21 protein-coding genes and 1 riboswitch are annotated in these 26,005 nt (G+C 61.8%); of the genes, 5 read left to right on the top strand and 16 right to left on the bottom strand.

Going from position 1 to position 26,005, the window contains the following annotated elements:
• Positions 1-7: 7 nt before the first annotated feature.
• The 4 genes from FHT29_RS17615 to FHT29_RS17600 all read right to left on the bottom strand — a co-directional run bounded on the left by FHT29_RS17615 (position 8) and on the right by FHT29_RS17600 (position 3,601).
• A complete protein-coding gene (locus tag FHT29_RS17615; protein WP_168599935.1) occupies positions 8-826 on the bottom strand; it encodes an urea amidolyase associated protein UAAP1 in 819 nt (272 codons plus the stop codon).
• 2 nt (positions 827-828) lie between these two features.
• Positions 829-1,650: an ABC transporter ATP-binding protein gene (locus FHT29_RS17610; protein WP_168599934.1), complete on the bottom strand. Its 822-nt coding sequence runs from the start codon at positions 1,648-1,650 to the stop codon at positions 829-831.
• Positions 1,647-2,465, bottom strand: coding sequence for an ABC transporter permease (locus FHT29_RS17605; RefSeq protein ID WP_168599933.1), 819 nt, complete (start codon positions 2,463-2,465; stop codon positions 1,647-1,649). Before FHT29_RS17605 ends, FHT29_RS17610 begins: the two co-directional genes overlap by 4 nt.
• A 62-nt stretch (positions 2,466-2,527) precedes the next feature.
• Positions 2,528-3,601 carry a putative urea ABC transporter substrate-binding protein gene (locus FHT29_RS17600; protein WP_047561379.1) on the bottom strand — a complete coding sequence of 358 codons (1,074 nt, stop codon included), beginning with the start codon at positions 3,599-3,601 and terminating at the stop codon, positions 2,528-2,530.
• Between the two features lie 74 nt (positions 3,602-3,675).
• Positions 3,676-3,789: riboswitch (guanidine-I (ykkC/yxkD leader) on the bottom strand.
• A gap of 282 nt (positions 3,790-4,071) precedes the next feature.
• Here FHT29_RS17600 and FHT29_RS17595 point away from each other — a divergent pair.
• Positions 4,072-4,992, top strand: a complete 921-nt coding sequence (locus tag FHT29_RS17595; protein WP_047561377.1) for an alpha/beta hydrolase — start codon at positions 4,072-4,074, stop codon at positions 4,990-4,992.
• 1 nt (position 4,993) lies between these two features.
• Here FHT29_RS17595 and FHT29_RS17590 read toward each other — a convergent pair whose 3' ends face one another.
• From FHT29_RS17590 to FHT29_RS17545, 10 genes are all read right to left on the bottom strand, one after another.
• Entirely contained in the window at positions 4,994-6,997 is a 2,004-nt protein-coding gene (locus tag FHT29_RS17590; RefSeq protein ID WP_168599932.1) for a CocE/NonD family hydrolase, read from the bottom strand.
• Between the two features lie 63 nt (positions 6,998-7,060).
• The gene (locus tag FHT29_RS17585; RefSeq protein WP_168599931.1) at positions 7,061-8,692 is read right to left on the bottom strand and encodes an ABC transporter ATP-binding protein; all 1,632 of its coding nucleotides are present in this window, start codon (positions 8,690-8,692) and stop codon (positions 7,061-7,063) included.
• Positions 8,685-9,512, bottom strand: a complete 828-nt coding sequence (locus FHT29_RS17580) for an ABC transporter permease (protein ID WP_037197394.1) — start codon at positions 9,510-9,512, stop codon at positions 8,685-8,687. Before FHT29_RS17580 ends, FHT29_RS17585 begins: the two co-directional genes overlap by 8 nt.
• Positions 9,509-10,516 carry an ABC transporter permease gene (locus tag FHT29_RS17575; protein WP_037197396.1) on the bottom strand — a complete coding sequence of 336 codons (1,008 nt, stop codon included), beginning with the start codon at positions 10,514-10,516 and terminating at the stop codon, positions 9,509-9,511. Before FHT29_RS17575 ends, FHT29_RS17580 begins: the two co-directional genes overlap by 4 nt.
• A gap of 156 nt (positions 10,517-10,672) precedes the next feature.
• Positions 10,673-12,262 (bottom strand): ABC transporter substrate-binding protein, encoded by a 1,590-nt coding sequence (locus FHT29_RS17570; RefSeq protein ID WP_047561373.1) that lies wholly within the window; start codon positions 12,260-12,262, stop codon positions 10,673-10,675.
• 130 nt (positions 12,263-12,392) lie between these two features.
• Positions 12,393-13,175 (bottom strand): carnitinyl-CoA dehydratase, encoded by a 783-nt coding sequence (locus tag FHT29_RS17565; protein ID WP_168599930.1) that lies wholly within the window; start codon positions 13,173-13,175, stop codon positions 12,393-12,395.
• A gap of 6 nt (positions 13,176-13,181) precedes the next feature.
• Entirely contained in the window at positions 13,182-15,239 is a 2,058-nt protein-coding gene (locus tag FHT29_RS17560; RefSeq protein ID WP_168599929.1) for an acetate--CoA ligase family protein, read from the bottom strand.
• Between the two features lie 4 nt (positions 15,240-15,243).
• Positions 15,244-16,404, bottom strand: a complete 1,161-nt coding sequence (locus FHT29_RS17555) for an acyl-CoA dehydrogenase family protein (RefSeq protein ID WP_168599928.1) — start codon at positions 16,402-16,404, stop codon at positions 15,244-15,246.
• A 12-nt stretch (positions 16,405-16,416) separates the two neighbouring features.
• Complete coding sequence (locus tag FHT29_RS17550) at positions 16,417-17,907, bottom strand: carnitine 3-dehydrogenase (protein ID WP_037197402.1); 1,491 nt, start codon at positions 17,905-17,907, stop codon at positions 16,417-16,419.
• Positions 17,908-17,914: 7 nt separating this feature from the next.
• A complete protein-coding gene (locus FHT29_RS17545; protein ID WP_037197404.1) occupies positions 17,915-18,817 on the bottom strand; it encodes a 3-keto-5-aminohexanoate cleavage protein in 903 nt (300 codons plus the stop codon).
• 103 nt (positions 18,818-18,920) lie between these two features.
• Here FHT29_RS17545 and FHT29_RS17540 point away from each other — a divergent pair, with 103 nt between their 5' ends.
• Positions 18,921-19,913, top strand: a complete 993-nt coding sequence (locus FHT29_RS17540) for a GlxA family transcriptional regulator (protein WP_037197560.1) — start codon at positions 18,921-18,923, stop codon at positions 19,911-19,913.
• Here the strand turns inward: FHT29_RS17540 and FHT29_RS17535 are convergent.
• Positions 19,888-20,763, bottom strand: a complete 876-nt coding sequence (locus FHT29_RS17535) for a LysR substrate-binding domain-containing protein (protein WP_047561362.1) — start codon at positions 20,761-20,763, stop codon at positions 19,888-19,890. The genes FHT29_RS17540 and FHT29_RS17535 overlap by 26 nt on opposite strands.
• A gap of 111 nt (positions 20,764-20,874) precedes the next feature.
• Here FHT29_RS17535 and FHT29_RS17530 point away from each other — a divergent pair, with 111 nt between their 5' ends.
• Together FHT29_RS17530 and FHT29_RS17525 are read left to right on the top strand one after the other, a co-directional pair.
• Positions 20,875-21,786 (top strand): DMT family transporter, encoded by a 912-nt coding sequence (locus FHT29_RS17530; protein WP_168599927.1) that lies wholly within the window; start codon positions 20,875-20,877, stop codon positions 21,784-21,786.
• 74 nt (positions 21,787-21,860) lie between these two features.
• On the top strand, positions 21,861-23,903 hold the full coding sequence (locus FHT29_RS17525) for an NADH:flavin oxidoreductase (RefSeq protein WP_168599926.1): 2,043 nt from the start codon (positions 21,861-21,863) through the stop codon (positions 23,901-23,903).
• On the opposite strand, the gene FHT29_RS17520 is transcribed toward FHT29_RS17525, so the two are convergent.
• Positions 23,885-24,967: a LacI family DNA-binding transcriptional regulator gene (locus tag FHT29_RS17520; RefSeq protein ID WP_037197411.1), complete on the bottom strand. Its 1,083-nt coding sequence runs from the start codon at positions 24,965-24,967 to the stop codon at positions 23,885-23,887. The two genes, FHT29_RS17525 and FHT29_RS17520, sit on opposite strands and share 19 nt — an antisense overlap.
• A 186-nt stretch (positions 24,968-25,153) precedes the next feature.
• Here FHT29_RS17520 and FHT29_RS17515 point away from each other — a divergent pair, with 186 nt between their 5' ends.
• The gene (locus tag FHT29_RS17515; RefSeq protein ID WP_168599925.1) at positions 25,154-25,981 is read left to right on the top strand and encodes an ABC transporter substrate-binding protein; all 828 of its coding nucleotides are present in this window, start codon (positions 25,154-25,156) and stop codon (positions 25,979-25,981) included.
• Positions 25,982-26,005 lie beyond the last annotated feature (24 nt).

Below are 26,005 nucleotides of genomic sequence, written 5' to 3'. Positions count from 1 at the left end.
TCCTCGCTCAGATCGCTGCCAGCGCGTTGTTTTCAAAGCCGCGCACGGCTTCGGCGGTTGCCGTCCGGCAAAGGTCGTCGGCGCGTGGCTCGGTTGCTGCGATGCGGGTGACCGTTACCGGATTGGGCCGGTAGTCGGGGTTGGGGTCGAGCGGATGCGGGCAATTGGAGAGGCCGACGATGATTTCCATCTCGGCGCGAAGCTCGATGTAGTCGCCCTCATGACGAAGCTCGGGTCTCCATTGGAACTTGCCGTCCTGGTCGACGCGGATGGGGGCAAAGAGCGAAAGCGCCGCCGGGATATCCCGCCGCTCAAGCCCGGCCTTGGTCGCAAGCAAAACGAGGTTGTCGCGGGTATTGCGCGTACCCTCGCCATATTTCGTGAGATTCGACGTGGCCGTGGAGCCGCCCATCAGGCAATCATGAGCGCCGGAGGAATCCTCGGTCACCGAAAACATCACCCGGCCCATATCGGAGAAGATCACCCGGCCCTTCGAAAGGGCGGTGGTCCATTGCATTTTCACGGTGTCGGGCAGGTTCAGCCGCTCGCTTGTTTCAGCCGCATTCCATGCGACGAGCGTTACCGTCGAGAAACCCTGCTGCTGGGCGATGCGCAACGTCTCGCCGCGCTTGATGCGGGTCGACCAATACCAGCCGCCCGGTATGACCTCCTGATGAACGACGCGAGCTGCGTCGACAGGCGGGGCGGGAAGGGGGCTTGGCGCGGGCAAGGCCTTGGGCGCGAACTCCAGTCCTTTCCTTTGATGTTCCTCATAGCGTGCGCGATTGGCGGCGATTTCTTCCGGCGAACGTCTGACGTGCTGCATGGCTAGATGTCTCCCAGCGGTGCCAGGTCGTCCCGGCGGTGCCCCGGGGAAGCGACCGGGCCGTCCCGGTCGGGGCTGAAGATCGAGGCTGCGCCGGCGATGCGCGGCGGCCAGATGGAAATGTCCTTGGTGATGGTCGCGCCGTAGCGCTCCTTTTCTTCCGGCCGGTCGCGGCGGCGCTCGAAGGCGACGACACGGGTGGCGAGCGTGAAGGCCTCGCGCATGTCATGGGTCACCATGACGACGGTCATCTGCGTTTCATGCCACAGCCGCTTCATCAGCGTATGGATTTCGGCGCGGATGCCGGGATCGAGCGCACCGAAGGGCTCATCGAGCAACAGCACCTTCGGCCGCATGATGAGAGCCTGGGCAAGTGCCAGGCGCTGCTGCATGCCGCCGGAAAGCTGGGCCGGATATTTGTTCTCCGCGCTAGCCAAGCCAACCTCGGCGATCAGCTGACGGGCTTCATCGAGGGCGCTCCGGCGCGCTGCACCAAGGAGCCTTGCCTTATAGCGGGCGGCGGTGAGTTCCTTGCCGAGCAGCACATTGCCGAGCACTGTCAGATGCGGGAAGACCGAATAGCGTTGAAAGACCACGCCGCGATCCGCACCTGGCTCTGACGGCAACGCCACGCCGTCGAGAAGGATATTGCCCCTGGTTGGCTGCTCCTGCCCCAGCAACATGCGCAGAAAGGTCGACTTGCCGCAGCCGGAGGGGCCGACCAGCGCGACGAAGGCGCGCGAATCCACGGTCAGTGACACGTCCTCAAGGACGATCTGGTCGCCATATTCCTTCCAGACCTTTTCGATCCTGAGTTCGCTCATGCCTGCTTCTCCAGCTCCGACCACGGGAAGACGGCGATGCGGATTCGGTCGAGCAGATAGTTCATGAGCACGGCGAGCAGCGTGATCCAGACGACATAGGGAAAGATCACGTCCATCGACAGGTATCGGCGAACGAGGAAGATGCGGTAGCCGAGACCGGCATCCGACGAGATCGCTTCAGCCGCGATCAGGAACAGCCAGGCCGGGCCGAGCTGCAATTTCAGGCAGGTGATCAGCCGTGGCAGGATCTGCGGCAGCACGACGCGAAGAGCGATCTGCCAGGAGGAGCCGCCGAGCGTTTCGGCCTTGACGATCTGCTCGCGCGGCAATTCCAGCGCCTTCAGTGCCAGATCGCGTATCATCGTTGGCGTGACGCCGATGACGATCAGCGCGATCTTCGACGTTTCGCCCAGGCCCATGGCGATGAAGAGGATCGGCAGAAGCGCCAAAGGCGGCACCATCGAGATGACGGCGACAAAAGGCGAAAGCAGCGCTCTCAGATAAGGCAACATGCCGATGAGCATGCCCAAGCAAAGCGCGATCGCTGTGGATATGCCGAGACCGGATAGCAGCCGAACGAGGCTCGCCCCCGTATCGGACCACAGCAGATAATCTCCCGTGCGCGGGTCGGCGATGAAGGCCATGCGGTCGATCGCATCGGCAAAGCCGGCAAGATTGGGCAGCAGCTTGTCGTTGGCGTTTTCGGCAAGCCGCGCGGCCGAACCGATGGCATAGGCGACGATCAGCAGCGCAAAGGGCAGCAGCGTCAAGGCAAGCTGTGCGCCCGGGCTCGGCCTTGTGTTGATCCAACGCATGAACAATGCTCCGCGAATGAAGGAACGGGGCGGCGCTATCGCGCCGCCGATGGATCTTTCGCTCAGAGCGAGGCGTCGGCGGCTGCCTTCATGTAGCTCTCGGTGAAGCGCAACTTGACATTCTTGCTGTCGCCGAGAACCTTGCCATCGGGCATTTCGATGCCGATGACATCGGCGGAAGCAGCGCCATTGCCGAGCAGGCCCTTCTGGAACAGGAAGTTGCGCACGAGATCCATCGTCTTCGGCAGGCTCGGCGATGCGGTGAAGGCGACGGCGTCGGCCGGCTTGTCGAAGAGCTTGGTGGCTGCAAGCTGGGCCTCGAAGCCCTTGATATCCGTGCCCGAGGCCGCGCCCATCGCCTCGCGGGCAGCCTTGCCTTCCGCCGTGTCGGCCTTCATCAGCGCCGCCGTTTCATACCAGATGCCGGCCAGCGCCTTGCCGAAATTCGGGTTGTCCTTGAGCACGTTGCTGTTGGCGACCATCAGGTCGATGATCTCGCCCGGCACCTGCGAACTGTCGAACACCTTCTTGGCGGTGGGGTCCTCGAGAATGGTCGAGACCAAGGGGTTCCAGGTCACGACGGCGGAGACATCAGGTGTCTTGTAGGCCGCGACCATGTCGGCGTCCGAGGTGTTGACCACCTTCACGTCGCGTTCGGTCAGCTTGATGCTGTCGAGCGCGCGGGCGAGCAGGTAGTGGGAGACCGAATATTGGACGAGATTAATGTTCTGGCCCTTGATATCGGCAAGGCTGGTCTTGTCCTTGAGGATCACGGCATCATTGCCGTTGGAGAAGTCGCCCACGATGACGGCAGTCGTGTCGACGCCGCCCGCCGCTGGGATCGACAGGCCGTCCATATTGGTGAGCGTCACGGCATCGAAGGCGCCTGCCGTGTACTGGTTCATCGATTCGACATAGTCGTTGAACTGGGTGACGTCGATGCTAATGCCGTATTTGTCGGCCCATTTCTTGACGATGCCGTGGTCGGCGGCATAGCCCCAGGGCATCCAGCCGACATAGATCGACCAGGCGACCTTGAAGCTGGTCTTGGGTGCTGCGCTGGCGGCGGAGCCGAGCCCGAGAGCCAGCGATACCGAAAGAGCGGTTACGGAAAGGATCTTTGAAAAAGTCTGCATAGAAATTCCCCTTTTGCTTTTCGTCAAAAGGGATCGGCAAAGACCATCGCGCCGCCAATCCCTTGGCTTACGAGGTCTCCCGGGCTTTTGTCCCGCCGTGCATCCGGTGGGATTTCTCTCCCGACCGGTGGCAGCTCTCGGACCAGTCACGCTCCCAATGGAGCGCCGGAACCCTAGCCACCAACTCAACGGTAACGAAGCAAGTGGCGTGCCAAATCACAACTCATTGATTTTATTTGGTGATGTGATTGAGCGGCAATTTCTGAAATCAATAGTGCATGCACTTGCGCGAAAAATGTGCAGTTTCTGACGAATCTTCCGGCAATGAGGGGCTGTGTGCAATCGCTCGCCTTTCCGTGGAGCCGTCCAGCCGCATGTCGCCGTCGCGGCGGCTTTGGCCGTAAGCGGATAAGCGGCCCGCGGCGGGACTGTGCTATTGCTCGACAATCCCAACGGAACGAGGATTTCAGATGGATTCTCCGCAGCGCCCCATGCCGACCGAGGCGGGTATCTTGCAGTTCATGGAGATCTGCGATTCCTTTTATCCGCCGGACGCGGTGACGGCTTCCATCGGACAGCAACGCCAATGGTATGACGCGCTCTGCGCTCGCTTCGACCGACCATTGCCTGATGGCATGCGCATGCGCGATGAGCTTGTGTCGGGAACGATTCCGGTCAGGCGCTATCAGCCGGCCGACATCCGCACCGCAACCTGCCTGCTCTATCTTCACGGCGGCGGCTTCGTCGTCGGCTCGCTCGAAAGCCACCACGCGATTTGCGCCGAGATTGCCGACCATGCCGGAGCAGAGCTTATCTCCGTCGACTATCGTCTGGCGCCGGAGTATCGCTGGCCGGCGCAGACGGATGATTGCTTCAGCGTTCTCGGGCAATTGCTTGCCGAGGGAAAGACCGTCGTGCTGATCGGTGACAGCGCCGGCGGCAATCTCGCGGCTGGATTGGCCATCCGCGCGAAGGCCGACGGTCTTTCGGGGATTGCGGGTCAGATCCTCATCTATCCCGCGCTCGGCGGCGATCTCGTCTCCGGTTCCTACCAGGAGATGGCGGACGCGCCGGGGCTGACGACCGCCGATGTCGGCTACTACCGCAGCGTCTTGCAGGCTCCATCAGGCAATCCCGTTGCCGAACCGCTTGCCTCGCAATCGGTTGCCGGCCTTCCCCCCGCCTTCATCACGGTAGCGCATTTCGATCCGTTGCGCGACGACGGCCGCAACTATGCGGCAAGGCTGGCGCAGGCGGGCGTCGAGGTCTGGTTCCGCGAGGAGCCGCAGATGGTGCATGCCTGGCTGCGGGCGAGACATATGAGCGACGGCGCCCGCGACGGCTTTGCCGCCATATGCGCCGCGGCAAGCCGGTTCGCAGGCACGCGCTGATTTACATCAGGTCGCGCGGGACGCGCTTCTCCTCGAACACTTTGCGGAAAATCTGCGTCTCGCCTTCATAGGCGGTGACGGAAGCGCTGACGATCCAGTCCGTTGCCGTGCAGGATATCGCCGATGTCGCGATCGTCCTAACGAACCAGTCGGGGCGTTGCATGTCGCATGTCCAGGTCGAAATGCCCTTCATCGACAGCGGATCGTCCGGTGCGATCGACCAGACTTCCTCGCGTAGCTGCCGCGTGGAAAGACCTGTACCGGGATGTTCAAAAAGTCCGGTATCCTCATGAATTTCATAGTGAGTTTTACCTGCCGAAAGGTCGCGCATCACCCGCCGTTTCGTCGAAGGCGGCGCATGTTCGATGTATTTCGGCAGCGGATCCGGATTATCGGGCTGCTTCAAGTCGATGACGTCATGCGCCCCCAGCTTTGGCAGGCCGAGGCCGATGGAGGCGAGGTCGATCGTCAGGCCCGGATCTTCCGGCGGCGGCAGGACCATCGGCCAGTAGGCCGTCGACAGGGACAGGCGGATGCGATGACCCTTGCGGAAGCGGTAGCCGCAGGCATCGAGCGTCAGCGTGACCCTGGTGCGCTCGCCCTTGCTCAGCGGTTCGGGCTCGGCATTGCTGTTGCGATGGGCGAGATTGAGCACGCCAAAGGAGACGCGCGTCGCCGTGCCGTCCGGATGGATATCGACAAGTCTTGCGCAGAGATTTGCCGTTTCCGCGTCGCATCGAAGCGTCAACGCAAGTACCGGGCGTCCCAGATAATCGTGATCCTCTACAAGCGGCGCCGTCTGGAAAGTGAGCGAGCCGGCGTCGTCGAGACGCTGATCGATCGCCATTTCCACGTCCGGCTTCAGGGTGAACCATTCGCCCGAGGCGGTGCCCGTGTCGAGCGGCGAGCGCAGATAGATGGGATGTTCGGGCGCATGTGGGATCGGCATGCCTTCCATCAGCGTGCCGAACTGCTCGACATAGAAGCACTGCATATCAGGCTTTTGCCATTCCGGCTTGGCGACCCAGAAACCAGGGTCGAAATCGCGGCGTGTTGCGGGTTTTATGGCATCGAGAATATAGGCGCGAACTGGCGGTATGCTTTCTGCTCCATTCTGGTCGCCGCGCAGCCAGCGGTTCCACCAGGCGATGGCCTCGCCGTGAAAATCGGCGCGTGGCTTCGGCCAGGCGAAATGCGGATATTTGTGGACCCACGGCCCGATCAGCGCCTTCGCCTTATTTCCGAGGCCTTCGACAGCCAACAGCGGCGTATTGCGATAGCCGTCCGCCCAGCCGGCAATGACGATAGCCGGGACATCGAACTCCGCGAAATTCTCGCAGATGGAGCCATGCCGCCAGAAGTCGTCGCGGCGTTGATGCTGAAGCCATTCCTCCATGAAGAAGGGTTCGTGTTCCAGGCGCTCCAACCACATCTCCCGCCAGCGCTCGCCGACGATGGCCGGATCGGGCGAACGCGATTGATAGCCGAGCATAGTCGCGGCCCAGGAGAGCTGCGCGGAGAGATGGCAGCCGTTCTTGTAGTGGATGTCGTCGTTGTAGCGATCGACGGTGGAGGCGATCGATATGACGGCCTTCAGTGCCGGCGGCTTCAAGGCGGCGACCTGCAGGCAGTTGAAGCCACCCCAGGAAATGCCCATCATGCCGACCGATCCGTTGGACCAGGGTTGTTCGGCGATCCAGGCGATCAGTTCGCAGGCATTGGCAAGCTCGAGCTCGGTATATTCACCATCGATCACGCCGTCGGATTCGCCGGAGCCTCTTATATCGACGCGCACGCCGGCAATGCCGGCGGCCGCAAAAACCGGGTAGGTCGATTCATCGCGGGGGCTGGTTCCGTCCCGTTTGCGATAGGGCAGGAATTCGAAGACGGCGGGCACGGGATCGTTTTCCGCATTGTCCGGCATCCAGATGCGCGCCGCCAGGCGCGTGCCGTCCTTGAGGGTGATCCAGTGATTTTCGATGGTGGTGAAGCTGCGGTCGGTCATGCGTTTCATTCCGGTATTGCAGGCAGGATTAAGATTGGGCGGAGGCCTTGAGATGTCGAGCATTCAATTTCCGGCGCTCTCCATTTTTCGCGTCGTCAAGACACGCTCCAACCAGCCGATTTCCATCTCGGGCACGGATTTCAGCAGCAGGTCCGTGTAATCATCGAAAGGCGGCGACAGTGCCTGTGATTTCGGTCCGAAGCGAACGAGCTTGCCGCGATGCATGACGGCGACGCTGTCGGCGATGGCGCGCACGATGGCGATATCATGCGTGATGAAGATGTAGGAGAGCTGGGCTTCCTTCTGCAACCTCAAGAGCAGCTTCAGAATTCCATCGGCAACGAGTGGATCGAGCGCCGAGGTCGGCTCGTCGCAAAGGATGAGCTCCGGCTTGGCGGCAAGCGCACGGGCGATTGCGACGCGCTGCTTCTGGCCGCCGGAAAGCTCGGCCGGGTAACGGTCGACGAAACCGGTGCCCATCTCAATCTGGTCGAGCAGTTCCTTCACGCGCGCCGTCTTCGCCGCGCCGTGCAGACCGTCATAAAAGGTCAGCGGGCGGCCGATGATGTCGCGCACGGTCTGGCGGGGATTCATGGCGGTGTCGGCCATCTGGTAGATCAGCTGTATCCGCCGCAATTCCTCGCGGGAGCGGTTTTTCAAGGCTGGTGTCAGCGGCTTGCCGTCGAAGGAAATCCGTCCATCGCTCGGGGGCAGCAGGCCGGTGATGACGCGGGCGAGCGTCGATTTCCCCGATCCGGATTCACCGACAACAGCCAGTGTCTGACCTTTTGGTACATGTAGAGAAACATCGTGCAATACCTTGAAACCGTTCGAATATTGCGCGTTGATATTCTCGATTTTCAGAAGCGCTCCCGATTGATCGGCGGTTTCCTCTCTCGCTATCTGGCGAACGTTGACGAGGGCGCGGGTATAGTCCTGTCGCGGCGCCTCGATGATCTGCTGCACGCTGCCGTACTCCACTTGCTTGCCGTATCGCAGCACCATGATGTCGTCGGAGATCTGGGCGACGACGGCGAGATCGTGGGTGATATAGAGCGCCGCCGTATGTGTTTCCTCGATAGCGTGCTTGATCGCCGCCAGCACGTCGATCTGCGTCGTCACGTCGAGCGCGGTTGTGGGTTCGTCGAAGACGATCAGTTCGGGGTTGGAGCAAAGCGCCATGGCCGTCATGGCGCGCTGAAGCTGGCCGCCGGAGACCTGATGCGGATAGCGCTCGCCGAATGTTTCCGGATTGGGCAGGCCAAGCACACGGAAGAGGTAAAGCGCGCGCTTCCTGGCCTCGTCCTTCGTCATCAGCCGGTGTTTGACGGTGGCTTCGATCACCTGATCGCCCAGCCTGTGCGCCGGATTGAAGGCGGCCGCTGCCGATTGCGCGACATAGCAGACACGGGCACCGCGGATCTTGCGGATGCCGGATTTGCCGAGCGGCAGGATATCGACGCCGTCGAGCAGCACCTGGCCGCCGGTGATCTCGGCGCCGCCGCGACCATAGGCCAGCACGGAGAGACCGATGGTGGACTTGCCGGCGCCGGATTCGCCGATCAGGCCGAGCACTTTGCCCTTCTTGAGATCGAAGGACACGCCGTCGACGATGGTCACGCGTTTCGGTGGCTCGCCCGGCGGATAGCTGGTTGCCTCGATCTTGAGATCGCGAACGGAAAGAAGCTCAGGCATCGCCACGCCCTCCCTTGAGGCTGGAGGTGCGCTTCAAGAGCCAGTCGACCACCAGATTGACACAGACCGCGAGCGCCGCGATCGCGGAGCCCGGTACGAGAGCGGCAGAGATGCCGAAGATGATGCCGTCCTTGTTGTCCTTGACCATGCCGCCCCAGTCGGCCGATGGCGGCTGGATGCCGAGGCCGAGGAAGGATAGGGTGGAAAGGAACAGGATCGAGAAGGCAAAGCGCAGGCCGAATTCCGCCAGCAGCGGCGAAAGCGTGTTCGGCAGGATCTCGCGGAAGATGATCCAGATCCTGCCTTCGCCGCGCAGCTTGGCGGCCTCGACGAACTCCATGACCGCCACATCGAGCGCCACGGCGCGGCCGAGACGATAGACGCGGGTGGAATCGAGGATGGCCATGACGAGGATCAGCACGATCAGGTTCTGCGGCAGCACCGCCAGCACGACGAGCGCGAAGATCAGCGTCGGGATCGACATCATCAGGTCGTTGAAGCGCGAGAAGATCGTGTCGATCAATCCGCGCGAGACGGCGGCGGTGAAGCTCAGGACGATGCCGAGCGAGAAGGAGATGATCGTCGCCGTCAGCGCGACGAACAGCGTCGTGCGTGTGCCATAGATCAGACGCGACAGGATATCGCGGCCGAGATTGTCGAGGCCGAAGAAATATTGCGCGTCGGCGGCCTGCCAGACATTGCCGACGACTTCGGTCTCGCCATAGGGGGCGATCCAGGGCGCGAAAATCGCGCAGAAGAAGGCGAGCAGAATACCGGCTATGCCGATCCAGGCGGTGATGGGGATCTCTCTCAATCTCATCGTGGATGCCTCAGGCGCGGGTTGGCGACGATCGCCAGAATATCGGCGGTCATGTTGAGGAGGATGTAGACGGCGGCAAAGATCAGCCCGCAGGCCTGGACGACAGGCATATCGCGCACGGTGACCGCATCGACCATGTACTGGCCCATGCCGGGATAGACGAAGACCACCTCGACGACGACGACGCCGACGATGAGATAGGCAAGGTTCAGCGCGATGACGTTGATGATCGGGGCCAGCGCGTTGGGGGCCGCGTGCTTGACGATGGCGCGGAAGGCAGACAACCCCTTGAGCTCAGCCGTTTCCATATAGGCCGACGACATGACCGAGAGGATGGCGGCGCGGGTCATGCGCATCATGTGAGCAAGCACCACGAGCACCAGCGTCGCCGTCGGCAGGGCGATCGCCTGCAGCCGGTCCATGAGGCCCATGCCTTCATAGACGGTGGCGGGAAAGGTCGCCACGCCGAATTTTACGGCGAAGAACAGGATTAGCAGGTAGCCGATGAAGAATTCCGGCAGGGAGATCGCCGCCAGCGAAACGACATTGATGATCTTGTCGGGCATGCGGTTCCTGAAATGCACCGCCAGCATGCCGAGGCCGACGGCGAGCGGCACCGAGATCAGCGCGGCGAAACCGGCCAGAAACAGCGAATTGCCGAGCCGCTTGCCAATCTGCTCACTGACGGAATTCTTACTGGCCCAGGAGGTGCCGAAGTCGCCCTGTACGGCGTTGCCGAGCCATTCCACATAGCGAGTGACGACAGGCCGGTTGAGGCCGAGATCGGCGCGAATGTTGGCAACCGCCTGCGGCGTTGCCGACTGGCCGAGATAGGTGGTCGCGAAATCGCCCGGCAGGGCTTCCAGCCCGCCGAAGATCAGGATGGAGACCGCAAACAGCAGGACGATGCTGAGCAGGCAGCGCTCGATGATCAGGGACAGCAGCGGAAAGCGCTGCTTGAACCTCAGCCCGGGCAGAACGGTTCCGGGGGATGGATTGGACATGGCCGATGCCTCGCGCTCTTGTTGTTTTACGCAATTCCGGATGGAAAACCGCTGCGCACTTTTCCTGGAGTTGCCCTAAACGTCGGGAGGACCGCGAAGAGAGTCCGCGGTCCAGGCTTCGTCAGAGATGAGGGCGTTGTCGCCCGGCTTCGGGCATCAGGCGTCCAGCCAGACGCGGGTCGCGACGTAGCCGTTCGACATGTCGTTGCCGATATCGTGGACGTAGCCCTTCACCTTCTTGGTGGAGGCGTTCACGAAATCGTTGAACATCGGCAGGATCACACCACCTTCGTCGCGCACCATCATCGCCATGGCACGGTAGAGCTCCTTGCGCTTGGCTTCGTCCAGTTCGGAGCGGGCCTGAAGCAGAAGCTTATCGAAGTCCGGGCGCTTAAAGCGGGTATCGTTCCAGTCGGCGGTCGACAGGTAGGCGGTGGAATACATCTGGTCCTGTGTCGGGCGGCCGCCCCAATAGGATGTGGAGAAGGGCTGGACGTTCCAGACGTTGGTCCAATAGCCGTCGCCCGGCTCGCGCTTGACCTCGATCTCGATCCCCGCCTTCTTGCAGCTTTCCTGATAGAGGACGGCTGCATCGACGGCGCCCGGGAAAGCGACTTCGGAGGTGCGCAGCAGCACCGAGCCGCTATGGCCGGACTTCTTGTAGTGGAAGGAGGCCTTGTCTGGGTCGTATGTGCGCTGCTCGATGCCTTCGGGGAACAGGGCATAAGTGTTGTTGATCGGGAAATCGTTGCCGACCTTGCCATAGCCGCCGAGGATCTTCTTGACCATGGTTTCGCGGTCCATGGCGTATTTGAGCGCGAGACGCAGGTCGTTGTTGTCGAACGGCGCCGTGGTGCAATGCATGATGAACACGTAGTGGCCGCGGCCGGCCGTCGCCAGGATCTCGACATTCGGTGCGCGCTTCAACAGGTCAACCGTCTTAGGGTCGACGCGGTTGATGTAGTGCACCTGGCCGGAGGAGAGGGCGGCGATGCGTGCCGTCGCATCGTTCATGCCGATGATTTCGATTGAATCGACATAGCCGCGGTCGGTGCGCCAGTCGTCCTTGTTCCGCTCGAACGTGGCGCGCACTCCGGGTTCGAAGCTGACCATCTTGTAGGGGCCGGTGCCGATCGAGGCGAGGGGATCGTCATAGCCGCCATTCGGCTGGATGACGAGATGATAGTCGGTGAGAAGCAACGGCATGTCGGCGTTGCCTTCCGTCAGCGTCAACACGAGGTTGCCGCCGTCGGCCTTGATCTCCTTGATCGACTTCATGACGCCGAGCGCGCCCGACTCCGACTTCGCATCGGTGTGGCGCTTGAGGGTGGCGACGACGTCGTCGATCGTCAGATCCTTGCCGTTGTGGAACTTCACGCCCTTGCGGATCTTGAAGGTCCACGTAGCGGCATCCTTCGACGGCTCCCAGGATTCGGCAAGCGACGGAACGGCAGCGCCGGTCAGTGGGTGGGATTCCACCAGCATGTCGCCCCAGCAACGGCCGACGCAGAACATGACTTGAGACAGGAATTTCGCCGGATCCTTGGAATCGGTCGCAGCTCCACCTTCGAGGCCGAGCTTCAGATGCCCGCCGCGCTTCGGCTCGGCCGCCATCGCGCTTTCGGTAAAGAGCTGGTCGGCGAGTGCCAAGGTTACACCGGCTGCCATTGCTCGTCCCATGAATTCGCGGCGGCTGAGCCCGCCCGAAGTCACGCGGCTTGCCAGATATTTCGTGTAGTCGTTCATTCCCCTGTTCCTTCTTTTTGCCGTGTTGACAGAAATTCCCGGGCAGCGCACTTCACGTCACGGTTTCCTCTTCCGCGTGAAGCCTGTTGCCCGCGATCATGCGGGAAAATGCTGCGGTTGCCGCCGCTTTTCACTTTCCTTTCCAGATGGGGGCCCGCTTCTCCGCGAAAGCCCTTGCGCCTTCCAATTGATCCTCGCTTGAATAGAGGGCGTCGACGGTCGCAAACTGCCGTTTGGTGATCTTGTTCATGGCAGTCTGAAACGTCGTTCCCTCCGCTTCGCGAACTATTTCCTTTATGGCCGCATAGACGAGCGGCGGCCCGCTTGCAAGCAGACGGGCAAGTTCCCAAGCCCTGTCCATCAGCTTGTCGGCCAAGACGATCTCGTTGACGAAACCCCAGCGATGCGCCTCTTCGACATTGAGCCAGCGGCCGGTGAGCAGCATATCCATGGCGATGTGATAGGGAATGCGCTTCGGCAATTTGATCGACGCCGCATCGGCGACAGTGCCGGAGCGAATTTCCGGCAGCGCGAAGGTTGCGTGAGCGGCCGCGATGATCAGATCGGCGGAAAGCGCGATCTCCAGGCCACCGCCGCAACAGATGCCGTTGACGGCGCAGATGACCGGCTTGTTGAGATCGCGCAGCTCCTGCAGGCCTCCAAAGCCGCCAACGCCATAGTCTCCGTCGACAGCGTCACCATCAGCGGCAGCCTTCAAATCCCAGCCGGCTGAAAAGAATTTTTCGCCGGCGCCCGAAACGATGGCGACGCGCAGATCCGAATTGTCGCGGAAGTCGCGGAAGATGAGCCCCATGGTACGGCTGGTCGCCAGGTCGATGGCATTCGCCTTCGGCCGGTCGATGACGACCTCGAGGATACCGTCGTCGCATCGGGTGCGAATGGGGTCTTGCAACTTCTGCTACCTCCTTCGCCGGATGAGGGCATCCGCGGCAACGACGCCGCGTGATTCACCCAAGACCATCAAGGGATTAATGTCCAGTTCTTCGAGCAGCGCGGCGTTCTTTACGACATATTCTGCCGCTGATACGACGGCGTCGGCAACGATTTCGAGACTGCTTGCAGCACTGCCACGATAGCCTTCGATGAGCTTGCGGATCTTCAGCCGTGAAATCCTGTCCAAAACCTCCGCTTTCGTCACCGGAAGCGGCAGGACAACGGAATCTTCAAGCAATTCCACGAGGATTCCGCCCGCGCCGACCGTCAAGGTCAGGCCGACGACGGGATCGCGCACCGCACCGACAATGAGCTCGGCGACAGGGCGCTCGATCATCCGCTCGACCAGATATCCGCGGGCGATGGGAGCCATGCCTTCGGCCGCATCTTTGACTGCATTCTTATCCCATAGGTTGAGCTTGACGGCACCCGCTTCGGACTTGTGCTCTATGCCGAGCGCCTTGAGTGCGACGGGGAAGCCAATTTGCTGCGCAGTTTCGGCTGCCTCATTTGCTGTAGCGGCCGTTCTTCCGAGCGGAACCGTAAGGCCGGCAGCGGCAAGCTCCGCCTTCGCGGCCGCTTCGCTCAAGGTTTCGATCTCGCCCGCGTCTGCGGGCTGGTCCAGCAACGGCAATGGCCGTGGCTTCTTCCAAACTCTGGCGATCCCGCTCGCGACATCGGCGGCCGCCAGTGCTTCGCTGATGCCGCAGAGCGGCACGATGCCGGTTTCGATGAGCTGCTTGGCGATCGGTTCCGGCAGATTTTCCGGCAAGGTCGCGAGGACGCCGGCCCGGGCGCCGCTTCGCTTGGCGGCAGCGGCGACAGCAGAAACGGTCGTCATCCAGTCCGAACCGTCGCAGCGATCTTCCCGGGGAAAATCGAGCACGACCAGATTGAGGGCATAACCGCCTTCGAACATGGCGGTGAAGGCATCCGTCTGGCGGGAGAGATCGCCCCAGACGAAGGTGTGATAGTCGAGCGGGTTCGAGAGTGTCACCATCTCGCCGAGGCTCGCGCGCAAGGCCGGCAGCTGCCCGGGTTTCAGGGCGCGAAATTCCACGTTCCGGCCGACGGCTGCATCAGCCATCAGCGATGCCTCGCCGCCTGAACAGCTCATCGAGGAGATCGCATTGCTTTCGAGCGGGCCGGCGACATGCAGGAGCTTCAGTGTTTCGATAAGCTCCGGCAACGTGGTTACGCGACCGATGCCCAAGCGATCGAGAACGGCGTCAGCAACGGCATCGCTGCCTGCAAGCGAGGCCGTATGCGAGATTGCGGCGCGTTGCGCCTGTTCGGATTTGCCGACCTTCAGGGCGACGACCGGTTTTTTCAGCTCGCGGGCGCGGGCGGCAAGAGCCTCGAGCGCACGAATATTTCCGAAGCCCTCGATATGCAGGCCGACTGCCGTCACGCGCGGGTCGTCGAGAACGGCATGGGCAAGATCCGATAGCCCGATCTGCGCCTGGTTGCCGGCCGTCATCAGGTAGCTGATGGGCAAGCCGCGCCGCTGCATGCTGAGATTGATGGCGATGTTGGAGGATTGGGTGAGGATCGCAACGCCGCGCTCGCTGCGCACGATGCCATGCTGATCAGGCCAGAGCAGGGCGCCGTCCAGCCCGTTGATCATGCCATAGCAATTGGGACCGACGATCGGCATATCGCCGGCGGCTTCGACGAGGGCTTGCTGCAACTCCGCTCCATCCGCCAGCTCCGAAACCGCCTCGCTGAAACCGGAGGCGTAACAGACCGCGCCGCCCGCGTCTCGTGCCGAGAGGGCTCGCACGATCTCGACGGTCAGCATCCTGTTGACGCCGACGAAGGCGGCATCCGGCCCATCCGGCAGCTCCTCCACGGAGCGATAGCAGCGGCGTCCAAGCACGCTTTCCAGCGTCGGATGCACCGGCCAGATGTCGCCGGCAAATCCCATCAGGTCGCACTGCTCGATGACCCGTCGCGCCTCGCGACCGCCGAAGACGGCGATCGTTCTGGGTCTGATGAGGCGGTCGAGCGGGCGTGGCGTCATGTCGTCATGCTCCGAACGGCCGAAGCAGGTCGCGGCTGATGATGTGCCGCTGGATTTCCGAGGTTCCGTCCCAGATGCGCTCGACGCGGGCGTCGCGCCAGAAGCGGGCGAGCGGCAGGTCGTCCATCAGCCCCATGCCGCCGAAGATCTGGATGGCTTCATCGGTGACGCGAGCCAACATCTCGGAAGCATAGAGCTTTGCCGAGGCGATCTCGCGATTGGCTGGGATGCCGGCATCCAGCTTCCAGGCGGCGGACAGCGTCAGGAGGTCGGCGGCGTCGATCTCGGTGATCATGTCGGCGAGTTTGAACGACACGCCCTGATTGGCGCCGATCGGCTTGCCGAATTGCTTTCGCTCGGCGGCATAGGGCAGCGCCAGGTCGAAGACGCGGCGAGCCCGCCCGACGCAGGTCGCCGCAACCGTCAGCCGCGTTCCGTACAGCCATTGATTGGCGAGATCGAAGCCGCGATGCACCTCACCGAGCACCTGCGATTTCGGCAGACGGCAATCGGTAAAGTTCAGAATGGCATTGTGATAGCCGCGATGAGAGACCGAGTCATAACCCTTCACGATATCAAAGCCCGGCGTACCGCGGTCGACCAGAAAGGCCGTGATCTTCTTCTTGACGCCTTTCGAGGTCTCTTCCTCGCCGGTGGCGGCAAAGACGATGACGAAATCGGCGACATCGGCATGCGATATGAAATGCTTGGTGCCGTTGAGGATGAAATCATCGCCATCCTGCCGCGCCGCGCATTTCATGCCGCGCATGTCGGAACCGGCGTCCGGTTCGGTGATGGCGAGAGCGTCGATCCGTTCGCCACGCACGGCCGGCAGAAGATAACGTTCGCGCTGCTCGCCTGCGCAGGCCATCAGGATGCCGGAGGGGCGACCGAAGAAAACCGTCAGTGCCATCGAACCGCGGCCGAGCTCGCGCTCGACAAGAGTGAAGGTCAGATGATCGAGGCCGGCGCCGCCGATCTCCTCGGGAAAGCCACAGGCATAGAAGCCGAGCTCGATGCATTTGCGCTTGATATCCTCGGCAACATCCGGCGGCACGATGCCGGTGCGCTCGACCTCGTTCTCATGCGGATAGATCTCCGTCTCCACGAAGTCCCGGACCGTTTTGACGATCATCTCCTGTTCTTCGCTGAGTCCGAAATTCACGGTCGCTTCCTCCTAGCGTTTTTGTCCCACATGACGGCCGGCTCCCTCCGGCATTGGCAGTGCTGCATGCGCGGCGGCGATCGGCCTTAGTCTCACCAGCACCTCCTCCGGTGCGGCAACAGCCTTGCCCGCCTTGGCATCCACATGCAGGAGCATGTGTTCCGCGGTGGCGATCACATCGCCGCTCGCCGTGTCGTGTAGCCTATGGAAAACATGCAGCCGCTTCTCGTCCGATGCGAGGACCTGGCAGGTCGAATGGATGGCCTGTCCGAGCTTGGCCTCGCCGATATGGCGGATATGGGTTTCCACCGTATAGTAGCTGTGGCCGCGTTCGACATAGTCGAAATCGACGCCGATCAGGCGCAGAAGCGCATCCGAAGTGTCGCCGAATACCTGCAGATAGCGATGCTCGGTCATGTGGCCGTTATAGTCGACCCATGCCGGGCTGACCTTGGTGTCGATCAGGCGCAGCGGCCTTGCCACGTCAGGCGGCGTCTTCTCGCCGCCGCCTGCCGCCCAGAGGCTCTGTTCGAAATCCTTGAGCAGCTTGCCGGCGCCCCAGCCCTTGCCGCCGTGGCCGCCTTTCAGGCTCTGCAGAATGCCGACGAGGTTTTCGTCACGGATGCGCTCCAGCTCGCGGATCGACAATCCGTTCGCCTGCTCGTCCGACTGCTGGCCGATCTTCTCGACGAGGGCGTCGTCGAGATCGACGACATCCATCAGCTTGGTCCAGTTCCATTGCAGGGCCGGGCCGAACTGCGCCAGGAAGTGGCGCATGCCCGCTTCTCCGCCGGCGATGCGATAGGTCTGGAACAGGCCCATCTGCGCCCAGCGCAGGCCGAAGGAGTAGCGGATGACGTCGTCCAGCGTCTCGACGGTGCAGATGTCGTCCTTGATCAGCCAGAGCGCCTCGCGCCACAGAGCTTCCAACAGGCGGTCGCCGACGAAAGCCTCGATCTCCTTGGCGATATGCACGCCCTTCATGCCGATCGGCGGCAGCCTGTCCATCGCGGCCTGGATCGTCGCAGCACTCGTCTTTTCGCCGCCGACGATCTCGACAAGCGGCAGCAGATAGACGGGATTATAGGGATGGGCGACGAAGAGGCGTTCCGGATGGCGCATGTCGCGTTGCAGATCGGTCGGCAACAGCCCCGAAGTAGAGGAGCCGATCAGCGCATCCGGTCGTGCCGCCGCGTCGATCTGCGTCAGCACGTTCCGCTTCAGGTCCAGCCGCTCGGGCACGCTTTCCTGAATCCAGTCGGCACCGGCGACGGCCGCTTCCAGCGTCTCGCGGAACGTCAGTTTGCCGCGCGGCGGAAGAGGGGCGCCCGTCAGCATCGCATAGGCTTTTTCGGCGTTATCAAGCACTTCGCCGACGATGCGGCTTGCCTCGGGATGTGGATCGTAGACATCGACATCGATGCCGGCCAGCAGAAAGCGGGCGATCCATCCGCCGCCGATGACGCCGCCGCCGATGCAGGCCGCCTTGTTGATCTTCGTCATCTGGGCCTCAGCGCTTCGTCAGTTTCAGTTTCTTGCGGACATCTTCGGGGCCGATGATGCGCGCGCCCATGCCTTCGACCACCTGCACTGCCTTTTCGACGAGCTGTGCGTTCGTGGCGAGCATGCCTTTTCCGGCATAGAGGTTGTCTTCGAGGCCGACGCGGACGTTGCCGCCGGCAAGGATAGCAGCCGCAGGGTAGGCCATGGCGTTACGACCGATGGAAAAGGCCGAGAAGGTCCAGCTGGTGGGAACGTTGTTGACCATCGCCATGAAGGTGTTGAGGTCGTCGGGCGCGCCCCAAGGGATGCCCATGCAGAGCTGGATGAGGACCGGGTCCTCAATAAGACCCTCCTCGGCAAGCTGTTTGGCAAACCAGAGATGACCGGTGTCGAAGGCCTCGATCTCGGGGCGCACGCCGAGATCGGTCATCTTCTTCGCCATGGCCCTCAGCATGGAGGGCGTATTGGTCATGACATAGTCGCCGAGGCTGAAGTTCATGGTGCCGCAATCGAGCGTGCAGATTTCGGGCAGGCATTCGGCGACATGGCTGACACGTTCGGCTGCGCCTGCCATATCGGTGCCCTTGGGATTCAGAGGCAGGGGGCTTTCGACATCGCCGAAAATCAGGTCGCCGCCCATGCCGGCAGTCAGGTTCAGCACCACGTCGACGTCCGCCGAGCGGATCCGGTCGGTGACCTCCTTGTAGAGATCGTTGCGGCGGCTGGCAGCGCCTGTTTCCGGATCGCGGACATGGCAGTGAACGATTGCGGCTCCAGCCTTGGCGGCGTCGATCGCCGAATCCGCGATCTGCTTAGGGGTGATCGGAACATGGCTGGATTTCGAAACCGTATCGCCGGAGCCTGTCACGGCACAGGTGATGAAGACATCTCGGTTCATCGCAAGAGGCATTTTGTTCTCCCTCGTATTGAGAGCATTACGCGGCATGCGACATCTTCATGCTTTGCATTATCGGAATCTGTCGATACATTATCGGAAATTTGAGATAATGGTTATGCTGACCCCCTCCGATACGCCACTCGACATCGATCTGCTGGTCCTGCCGGAAACGAACCTGATCCTGATCGCTTCGGTGATCGAGCCGCTACGCGGGGCCAATCGCATTTCCGGGGCAGAGATCTATCGTTGGCGCCTGCTGACGCTGGACGGCTCGCCGGTTGAAACAACAAGCCTCATTCCGGTGCCGGCATCCGGCGGTTTCAAGCCGATGTCGGATACGGCGCCACTCTTCGTGCTTGCCAGCTATAATTGGCGGCGCAGCGCCACGCAGGCGCTGAAGATGCAATTGTCGCAAACCGCGCGCCATCGTTCGATGATCGCGGGCATCGAATCCGGCAGCTGGCTGCTGGCCGAGGCGAGTCTTCTCGACAATGTCTCTGCCGCCGTCCATTGGGAAGATTTCGACGATTTCGCGCTTGCCTATCCGCAGGTGAAGGCCGTCAAGGACCGCTTCGTGATCGACGGGAAGCGTATCACCACGGCCGGCTCTTTGCCGACCGTCGATCTGATGCTCGAAATCATCCGTCGACGGCAGGGCTATTCGCTGGCGCTCGAGGTCAGCCGCCTGTTCATCTATGAGCCGGCTTCCACCCAAGGCGCGGCAGAGCTTTCCCCATCGACCGCGGGTCTGCGCATGCGTGATCCGCGGGTCGCGCAGGCCATCCGCCTGATGGAAGACCATATCGAGCAGCCGTTGGTTCTGGCGCGCCTGGCCCGCCGCGTCGGCATCAGCGCACGCCATCTGCAGGCGCTTTTCCAGGACAGCATCGGCGCGCCGCCGCATGTGCACTATCTGGCACTTCGACTAAACGCGGCGCGACGCAAGGTGATCGAGACGAAGGATTCCTTTGCCGAGATCGCGGCAGCAACCGGCTTCAATTCGGCCTCGGCATTCTCCCGCAGCTACAGGGCGAGCTTTTCCGAAAGCCCATCCGGTACGCGCCGCAGGCTGCGCGGCCGTATCACTGCTGCGGCAGAGCCGACATAGGCTGAAAGGCTTCGCGCACCCTCTCGGCAAGCTCCTGGATTGCCTCGCTCGAATGATAGGGATTGCGGCGAAGCACGACGCGGGAGGAATCGACGGGAGGAAAGCCGTCTTCGCTCGTCAGCTCCCTGCATCCATGCGGAATATTGCTGCGCGACAGCGTCGAAACGGCAAGGCCGGCCAAGACGGCATTCTTCAGGCCTGAACTCGTGTCGGCGACGAAGGCGATGCGATAGCGCAGCCCCGTTTGCTCTAGGGATCGCAGAGCGAAATCGCGACACCACGTCGAATTCCGGTAGACTGCAATTGGCAGCGGTGTCGCTTCGTGCAGGCGATGTACCAGTGAGGTTACCCAGACGGTGGGATCGATGCAGAGAATTTCGCCCGTCGTCTGATTGCTCCAGTCGAAGACGACAGCCAGATCAAGTTCGTCCTTCTCCAGGGCTGCAAGGTTTCGGGCGGTATAGTCGCAGGAAACGGTCACTTCGACAGCCGGATGTCTGACGGCAAAGGCGGCAAGTGCCGCAGGCAGAATGGTCTGGCTATACTCTTCCGGAATTCCGATCCGCACTGGTCCATCAAGGGGCTTGGTGCGAATGGTCGCGGCTGCTTCGTTCAGAAGCTCGATGACCCTCTGGGCATAGGGAAGCAGCTGATTGCCCGCTCGGGTCAGGACCGCTCCTCGCGCATTTCTGTCAAACAACGTTTCGCCGATCGTTTCCTCCAGGCGCTTGATCTGAGCGCTGACGGCCGACTGCGTGCGGCCGATGCGCTGCGCGGCCACGGAAAAATTCGATGTCTCGCTGATGACGAGGAAGGTTCGGAGCAAATCGCTTTCGATAGGGTCGTGCATCGGAGATCACAAATATTTCTGATAGCTACTATCTCTACTATTCGTTTGCCTGATGTCAAATATCGGCGCACACAGGAGGCGTTCCTTCGGTTTCCTTTCTGAGTCCATTACATGACATTCCAGTTCCCGACCCGCTCCGCTTTTGCCAGCGATTATGAGAGGGGCGTTGTACTTGTGGCTACGGCAATGCTTGCGTGGAGCTGCAGCGGCATCTACGCACGCCTTCTCACCACGGACATTTGGACGGCGATCGCCTGGCGATCGTTGTTTGGCGGCCTGTTCCTGCTGATTCCCAGCTTTTTCCTCGAAGGTGGGTTTTCACGGCGCCAATGGGCCTCGATCTTTCATCCGGCGGGCCTGGCGATGCTCGCCTGCCAGATGATAAGTCAGGCCTGCTTCATCGGCGCGCTTTACATGACCACGGTCGCAAATGTGACCATGATCTATGCGACGGCGCCATTTATCGCCGCGTTTCTTAGCTGGACCATGCTGAAGGAGCGCGTGGCGAAGCGGACGTTGATTGCCGGCGGCGTCTGCCTCATCGGTGTTGCCGTCATCGTCGCCTCCTCGATCGGTGGTGGTACCGGTGTCGGCGATCTGCTGGCGCTCGGCATGACAATCACTTTCGCCCTTATCATCGTCATCCCGCGCATGGATCGCAGCATTCCGATCCTGCCGTCGAGCGTTGTCGGCGGGCTCCTGACATTCTTGATCTTCGTGCCTTTCGCCTCGACAAGCTCGTTGGACGTTTATAACTGGCTTTTGCTGGCCGCCTTCGGGGCGACGAATTTCGCACTCGCCTTCGTCCTCTTCCTTTTCGGGTCCAGGCGTATGCCCGCGGCCGATGCGGCCCTCATCAGTTCGATGGAGATCGTGCTGACCCCTTTCTGGGTCTGGCTTTTCTTCTCCGAGACGCCGTCCGTTGCCACATTCATCGGCGGGGCGATCATCTTCGCGACGATCGTCTGGCACACGGCTGTCGATCTGCGACATGGGCGCCGTACTCGTGTGCCCGCCGAATAGGCTATAGCCATCGGCCCTCGTCTCGGCAAAGATAGCGGCTTGAGCCTCGATTTCACAAAAGCGATGAAAGCGATATGACCTCCAACGATCCCTTGCTCCGGCCCTATCAACTCAAGCACCTCACGCTGAAGAACCGCATCATGTCGACGGCGCATGAGCCGGCTTATTCGGAAGACGGCATGCCGACGGATCGATACAGGCTCTATCATCGGGAGAAAGCAAAGGGCGGCATCGCGCTGACCATGACGGCGGGTTCGGCAGTCGTCTCGCCGGATTCGCCGCCGGCATTCGGCAATCTCCATGCCTATCGCGACGAGATCGTTCCATGGCTGAAGAAGCTTGCCGACGACTGTCATGAATTCGGTGCGGCCGTGATGATCCAGTTGACCCATCTCGGCCGCCGCACCGGTTGGAACAAGGGAGACTGGCTGCCGGTGCTGGCGCCGTCGCCGATCCGCGAGCCGGCGCATCGCGCCTTTCCAAAGGCTGCCGAAGACTGGGATATTGAGCGGATCATCGCCGATTTCGCCGCCGCCGCCCAGCGCATGCAGGCTGCCGGCCTCGATGGCATCGAGATCGAGGCCTACGGCCATCTGACCGACGGGTTCTGGTCGCCGGCGACGAACAGGCGCGAGGACGAGTTCGGCGGTTCGCTTGAAAACCGCATGCGCTTTTCGATGATGATGACCGAGGCGATCCGCAAGGCGGTCGGACAGGATTTCATCGTCGGTATCCGGCTCGTGGCCGATGAGGATTGGGAGAAGGGGCTCTCGCGGGAGGAGGGCGTCGAGATCGCGCGGCGTCTCGCCACCTCCGGCAACATCGATTTTCTCAACATCATTCGCGGCCATATCGACAGCGACGCAGCGCTCAACAACGTCATCCCTATCCAGGGAATGGCGTCGGCGCCGCATCTGGATTTTGCCGGCGAGGTGAGGGCGGCGACCAAGTTCCCGGTCTTTCACGCTGCCCGCATCGGCGATGTCGCGACGGCCCGCCATGCAATTGCGGAGGGCAAGCTCGATATGGTCGGCATGACACGCGCCCATATTGCCGACCCGCATATCGTCAACAAGGTGATGTCGGGGCAGGAAGCGCGCATCCGCCCTTGCGTCGGCGCGACCTACTGTCTCGATCGCATCTATGAAGGCGGCGAAGCGCTCTGTATTCACAATGCGGCGACCGGCCGCGAGGCCGAGATGCCGCATCAGATCGAACGGGCAGCGGTGTCGCGGAAGGCCGTTGTCATCGGTGCCGGCCCAGCCGGTCTGGAGGCGGCTCGTGTCCTCGCCGAGCGCGGCCATACGGTTGATGTGCTCGAAGCAAGCGGGAAGGCCGGCGGTCAGGTCAATCTCCTCACCCGCAATCCGCGCCGCAGGGAGATGATCGGGATCATCGATTGGCGGCTGTCCGAATTGGAGCGGCTCGGCGTCACGATCCATTACGACGTCTATGCCGGGGCGGATGAGGTGATGGCATTCGAGCCCGATCTCGTCGTCGTGGCGACAGGTGGCATTGCACAGTCGCCCGAACTCGACGGTGGCGATGGCCTTGTCACGTCTTCATGGGACATTCTGGCCGGCGCCGTGAAGCCCGAGGGCCAGGTCCTGCTCTACGACGACAATGGCGGGCATCCGGGCATGTCGGCCGCCGAGGTCATCGCCAATAGCGGCGCCGAACTGGAGCTTGTCTCGCCAGAGCGTTTCTTCGCGCCGGAAATGGGCGGCATGAACCATGTGCCCTATGCGAAGACCTTCGCCGAGAAAAATGTCCGGGTCACCATCAATACGCGGCTGAAATCGGTGCGCCGCGACGGCAATGCGCTGGTTGCGGTTCTGGGGTCTGATTTTTCCGAACAGACGCTGTGGGAGCGCCGTGTTTCCCAGGTCGTGGTCGAGCATGGCACCGTCGCTAATGACGAGCTTTACCTTGAGCTGAAGCCGCTGTCGCGCAACCTCGGCGCAATCGACTATCCGGCCTTGATTGCGCGTCGTGCGCCGCTGCCGGCGAAAAACGAAGCGGGTGCATTCGACCTGATCCGCATCGGCGATGCGATCGCGAGCCGCAATATCCATGCCGCCATTTATGATGCGCTGCGCTATTGCTCGCTGCTGTGAGGCGGCGAGGCCACCGATCCGCGCTTGATCAGGCTCGTTTTGACGGCGGTGCGCTCGACCGGCATGTCCCTGCCGTTCAGTCTTGAAATCAGCCTTTCGGCTGCCTTCTTGCCCATCTCGTAGACCGGCTGGTCGACGACGGTGATTGGCGGCGTGGTGACGGTCGTCCAATCGGCATCCAGGAAGGAAATCATCGAGATATCGGCGGGTATGGACAGTCCGAGGGCTTGCAGCGACTTGAACACCCTCAGGCCGACGAGACTGTCGGATGCGACGAGCGCGGTCGGCACCGGCATTTCTTGCAACAGGTGTTTGACGACTGCATCCGTACGCGCCTGATCGGTGGCGCCGAGCCGCACATAGCGCTGCGGGTCTTCAATTCCCGCGGCAGCCTGCGCTTTCAGCACCCCTTCCACGCGCTCGCGCACTGCGGAGTTGGAAAGTTCGCGGCTGTCGGTAAGCCGCTCGTCGGCGGCGTCCATGGCCGATATATAAGCGATATGGCGATGCCCCGCGTCGAGCAGGTAGCGTGTGGCGGTGGCGGCCGCGTCGAAGTCATCGCCGGTCACGGAGTCGACGCCAAGCTCCGGAATGCTTCGGTCAAACAGCACAAGCGGCACTCCGACGCGGCGTATGTCCCGCAGGTGTTCCATTCGGTCGCATCGCGCCGGCGTGACGATGAGGCCATCGACGCGCTTGCCGATCAGCAGATCCACCGCCGATTTCTCCGCCTCCAGCTCTTCTCCGGAATTTGCGATGATGACATTGAAGCCGGCCATTCGGGCGACGTCGCTGATGCCGCGCACGGCGAGGCTGAAGAAGGCGTTCTCGATATCGCCGACGACCACGCCGATGATGCCGGATTTACCCGTCGTCATGCTGCGGGCGAGTTCGTTGGGGCGATACTCGAGCGCTGCGGCCGCGGCCGTCACCTGCGCGCGAATCTTGTCGCTGACCACGCCGTAGCCGCCCAGAACACGCGCTGCAGTGGCCTTCGAGACCTTCGCCGCCCTGGCGACATCGGCGACGGTAACGGAGCGTTTCGAAGCAAGCGGTTCTTCCATGGGATGACGACTACAAGAGTTGTTGACGGGAGGTCAATCTCAAGTTAACAAATATCTGGTGAGACCGGTCTCTTTATATTTGAGACCGGTCTCTTGTCCAGATATCCCTTTTGATAGTCGATCAGGGGTGTGGGCGAAGAATGCATGAATGCCGATAAGAGCATCCTTTCAGAGCGGAGAACGAACATGAAAATATCTGGCATCTTCTCAGCCATCGCGGCGCCCTTGCGCGCGGGCGTGCTGGCCTATCTCGTCGCGGCAAGCGTCGGCCCGGCTGTCGCGGCCGACAATCCCTATAATCTCATCGATCCGAACGTCATCAGCGTCGGCACCATGGGCGACTCCAAGCCCTATGCCTTTACCACGGCCGACGGTCAGTTCAGCGGCTTCGATATCGAACTGTTCCTCAACGTCGTCTCGCGCATGGGCTTTCCGAAGGATAAGGTGACCTTCACCGGCCAGGAGTTCTCGGCCCTGCTGCCATCGGTTGCCAATGAGCGTTTCGACGTCGCCGTCGCGGCGATCGGAACCACCGAGGCACGCAAGAAGACGGTGGATTTCTCCGACGGTTACCTTGCCGGCTATCTTTCGGTTCTGACCTCCGACGCCGCAATCAAGGACGCCGCCGGACTCAAGGGCAAGCGCCTCGGCGTCGTGCAGGGCACCTTGCAGGAGATCTATGCAACGAAGAATTTTACCGGAACGGACCTGGTCAAGTTCCCGGACAATAATTCGGCGGTCGCGGCACTCAACAATGGCACCGTCGCTGCGCATTTCCTCGATTATGAAGCCGCCAAGCAATATGGCGAACGCTATCCCGCGCTGAAGATCGCCGTGAACATTCCGTCCTTCGACGCGCCGGCAGGATTCGTCGTCAAGAAGGGCAATGATGCCTTCCGTGTGGCGCTCAACAAGGGGCTGCATGACGCGATGCAGGACGGCACCTGGAAGACGCTTTACGAAAAGTGGTTCCCGGGTTCGCCGATGCCGGACCAGTATCTTCCCAAGAAGTAAGGCCGCGCTTCGCCCGGCTTGCCG

This window comes from Rhizobium sp. SG741, assembly GCF_012275435.1.
GTDB classification, from domain to species: domain Bacteria; phylum Pseudomonadota; class Alphaproteobacteria; order Rhizobiales; family Rhizobiaceae; genus Rhizobium; species Rhizobium lusitanum.
Note: the sequence above shows the minus strand (reverse complement) of the source record. Positions and strands in the feature narration are given on the sequence as shown.

What these genes read in the sequence shown, in the direction of transcription:
- FHT29_RS17615 (WP_168599935.1), bottom strand. Translation starts at nt 826, where the DNA reads ATGCAGCACGTCAGACGTTCGCCGGAAGAAATCGCCGCCAATCGCGCA.
- FHT29_RS17610 (WP_168599934.1), bottom strand. Translation starts at nt 1,650, where the DNA reads ATGAGCGAACTCAGGATCGAAAAGGTCTGGAAGGAATATGGCGACCAG.
- FHT29_RS17605 (WP_168599933.1), bottom strand. Translation starts at nt 2,465, where the DNA reads ATGCGTTGGATCAACACAAGGCCGAGCCCGGGCGCACAGCTTGCCTTG.
- FHT29_RS17600 (WP_047561379.1), bottom strand. Translation starts at nt 3,601, where the DNA reads ATGCAGACTTTTTCAAAGATCCTTTCCGTAACCGCTCTTTCGGTATCG.
- FHT29_RS17595 (WP_047561377.1), top strand. Translation starts at nt 4,072, where the DNA reads ATGGATTCTCCGCAGCGCCCCATGCCGACCGAGGCGGGTATCTTGCAG.
- FHT29_RS17590 (WP_168599932.1), bottom strand. Translation starts at nt 6,997, where the DNA reads ATGACCGACCGCAGCTTCACCACCATCGAAAATCACTGGATCACCCTC.
- FHT29_RS17585 (WP_168599931.1), bottom strand. Translation starts at nt 8,692, where the DNA reads ATGCCTGAGCTTCTTTCCGTTCGCGATCTCAAGATCGAGGCAACCAGC.
- FHT29_RS17580 (WP_037197394.1), bottom strand. Translation starts at nt 9,512, where the DNA reads ATGAGATTGAGAGAGATCCCCATCACCGCCTGGATCGGCATAGCCGGT.
- FHT29_RS17575 (WP_037197396.1), bottom strand. Translation starts at nt 10,516, where the DNA reads ATGTCCAATCCATCCCCCGGAACCGTTCTGCCCGGGCTGAGGTTCAAG.
- FHT29_RS17570 (WP_047561373.1), bottom strand. Translation starts at nt 12,262, where the DNA reads ATGAACGACTACACGAAATATCTGGCAAGCCGCGTGACTTCGGGCGGG.
- FHT29_RS17560 (WP_168599929.1), bottom strand. Translation starts at nt 15,239, where the DNA reads ATGACGCCACGCCCGCTCGACCGCCTCATCAGACCCAGAACGATCGCC.
- FHT29_RS17550 (WP_037197402.1), bottom strand. Translation starts at nt 17,907, where the DNA reads ATGACGAAGATCAACAAGGCGGCCTGCATCGGCGGCGGCGTCATCGGC.
- FHT29_RS17545 (WP_037197404.1), bottom strand. Translation starts at nt 18,817, where the DNA reads ATGCCTCTTGCGATGAACCGAGATGTCTTCATCACCTGTGCCGTGACA.
- FHT29_RS17540 (WP_037197560.1), top strand. Translation starts at nt 18,921, where the DNA reads ATGCTGACCCCCTCCGATACGCCACTCGACATCGATCTGCTGGTCCTG.
- FHT29_RS17535 (WP_047561362.1), bottom strand. Translation starts at nt 20,763, where the DNA reads ATGCACGACCCTATCGAAAGCGATTTGCTCCGAACCTTCCTCGTCATC.
- FHT29_RS17530 (WP_168599927.1), top strand. Translation starts at nt 20,875, where the DNA reads ATGACATTCCAGTTCCCGACCCGCTCCGCTTTTGCCAGCGATTATGAG.
- FHT29_RS17525 (WP_168599926.1), top strand. Translation starts at nt 21,861, where the DNA reads ATGACCTCCAACGATCCCTTGCTCCGGCCCTATCAACTCAAGCACCTC.
- FHT29_RS17520 (WP_037197411.1), bottom strand. Translation starts at nt 24,967, where the DNA reads ATGGAAGAACCGCTTGCTTCGAAACGCTCCGTTACCGTCGCCGATGTC.
- FHT29_RS17515 (WP_168599925.1), top strand. Translation starts at nt 25,154, where the DNA reads ATGAAAATATCTGGCATCTTCTCAGCCATCGCGGCGCCCTTGCGCGCG.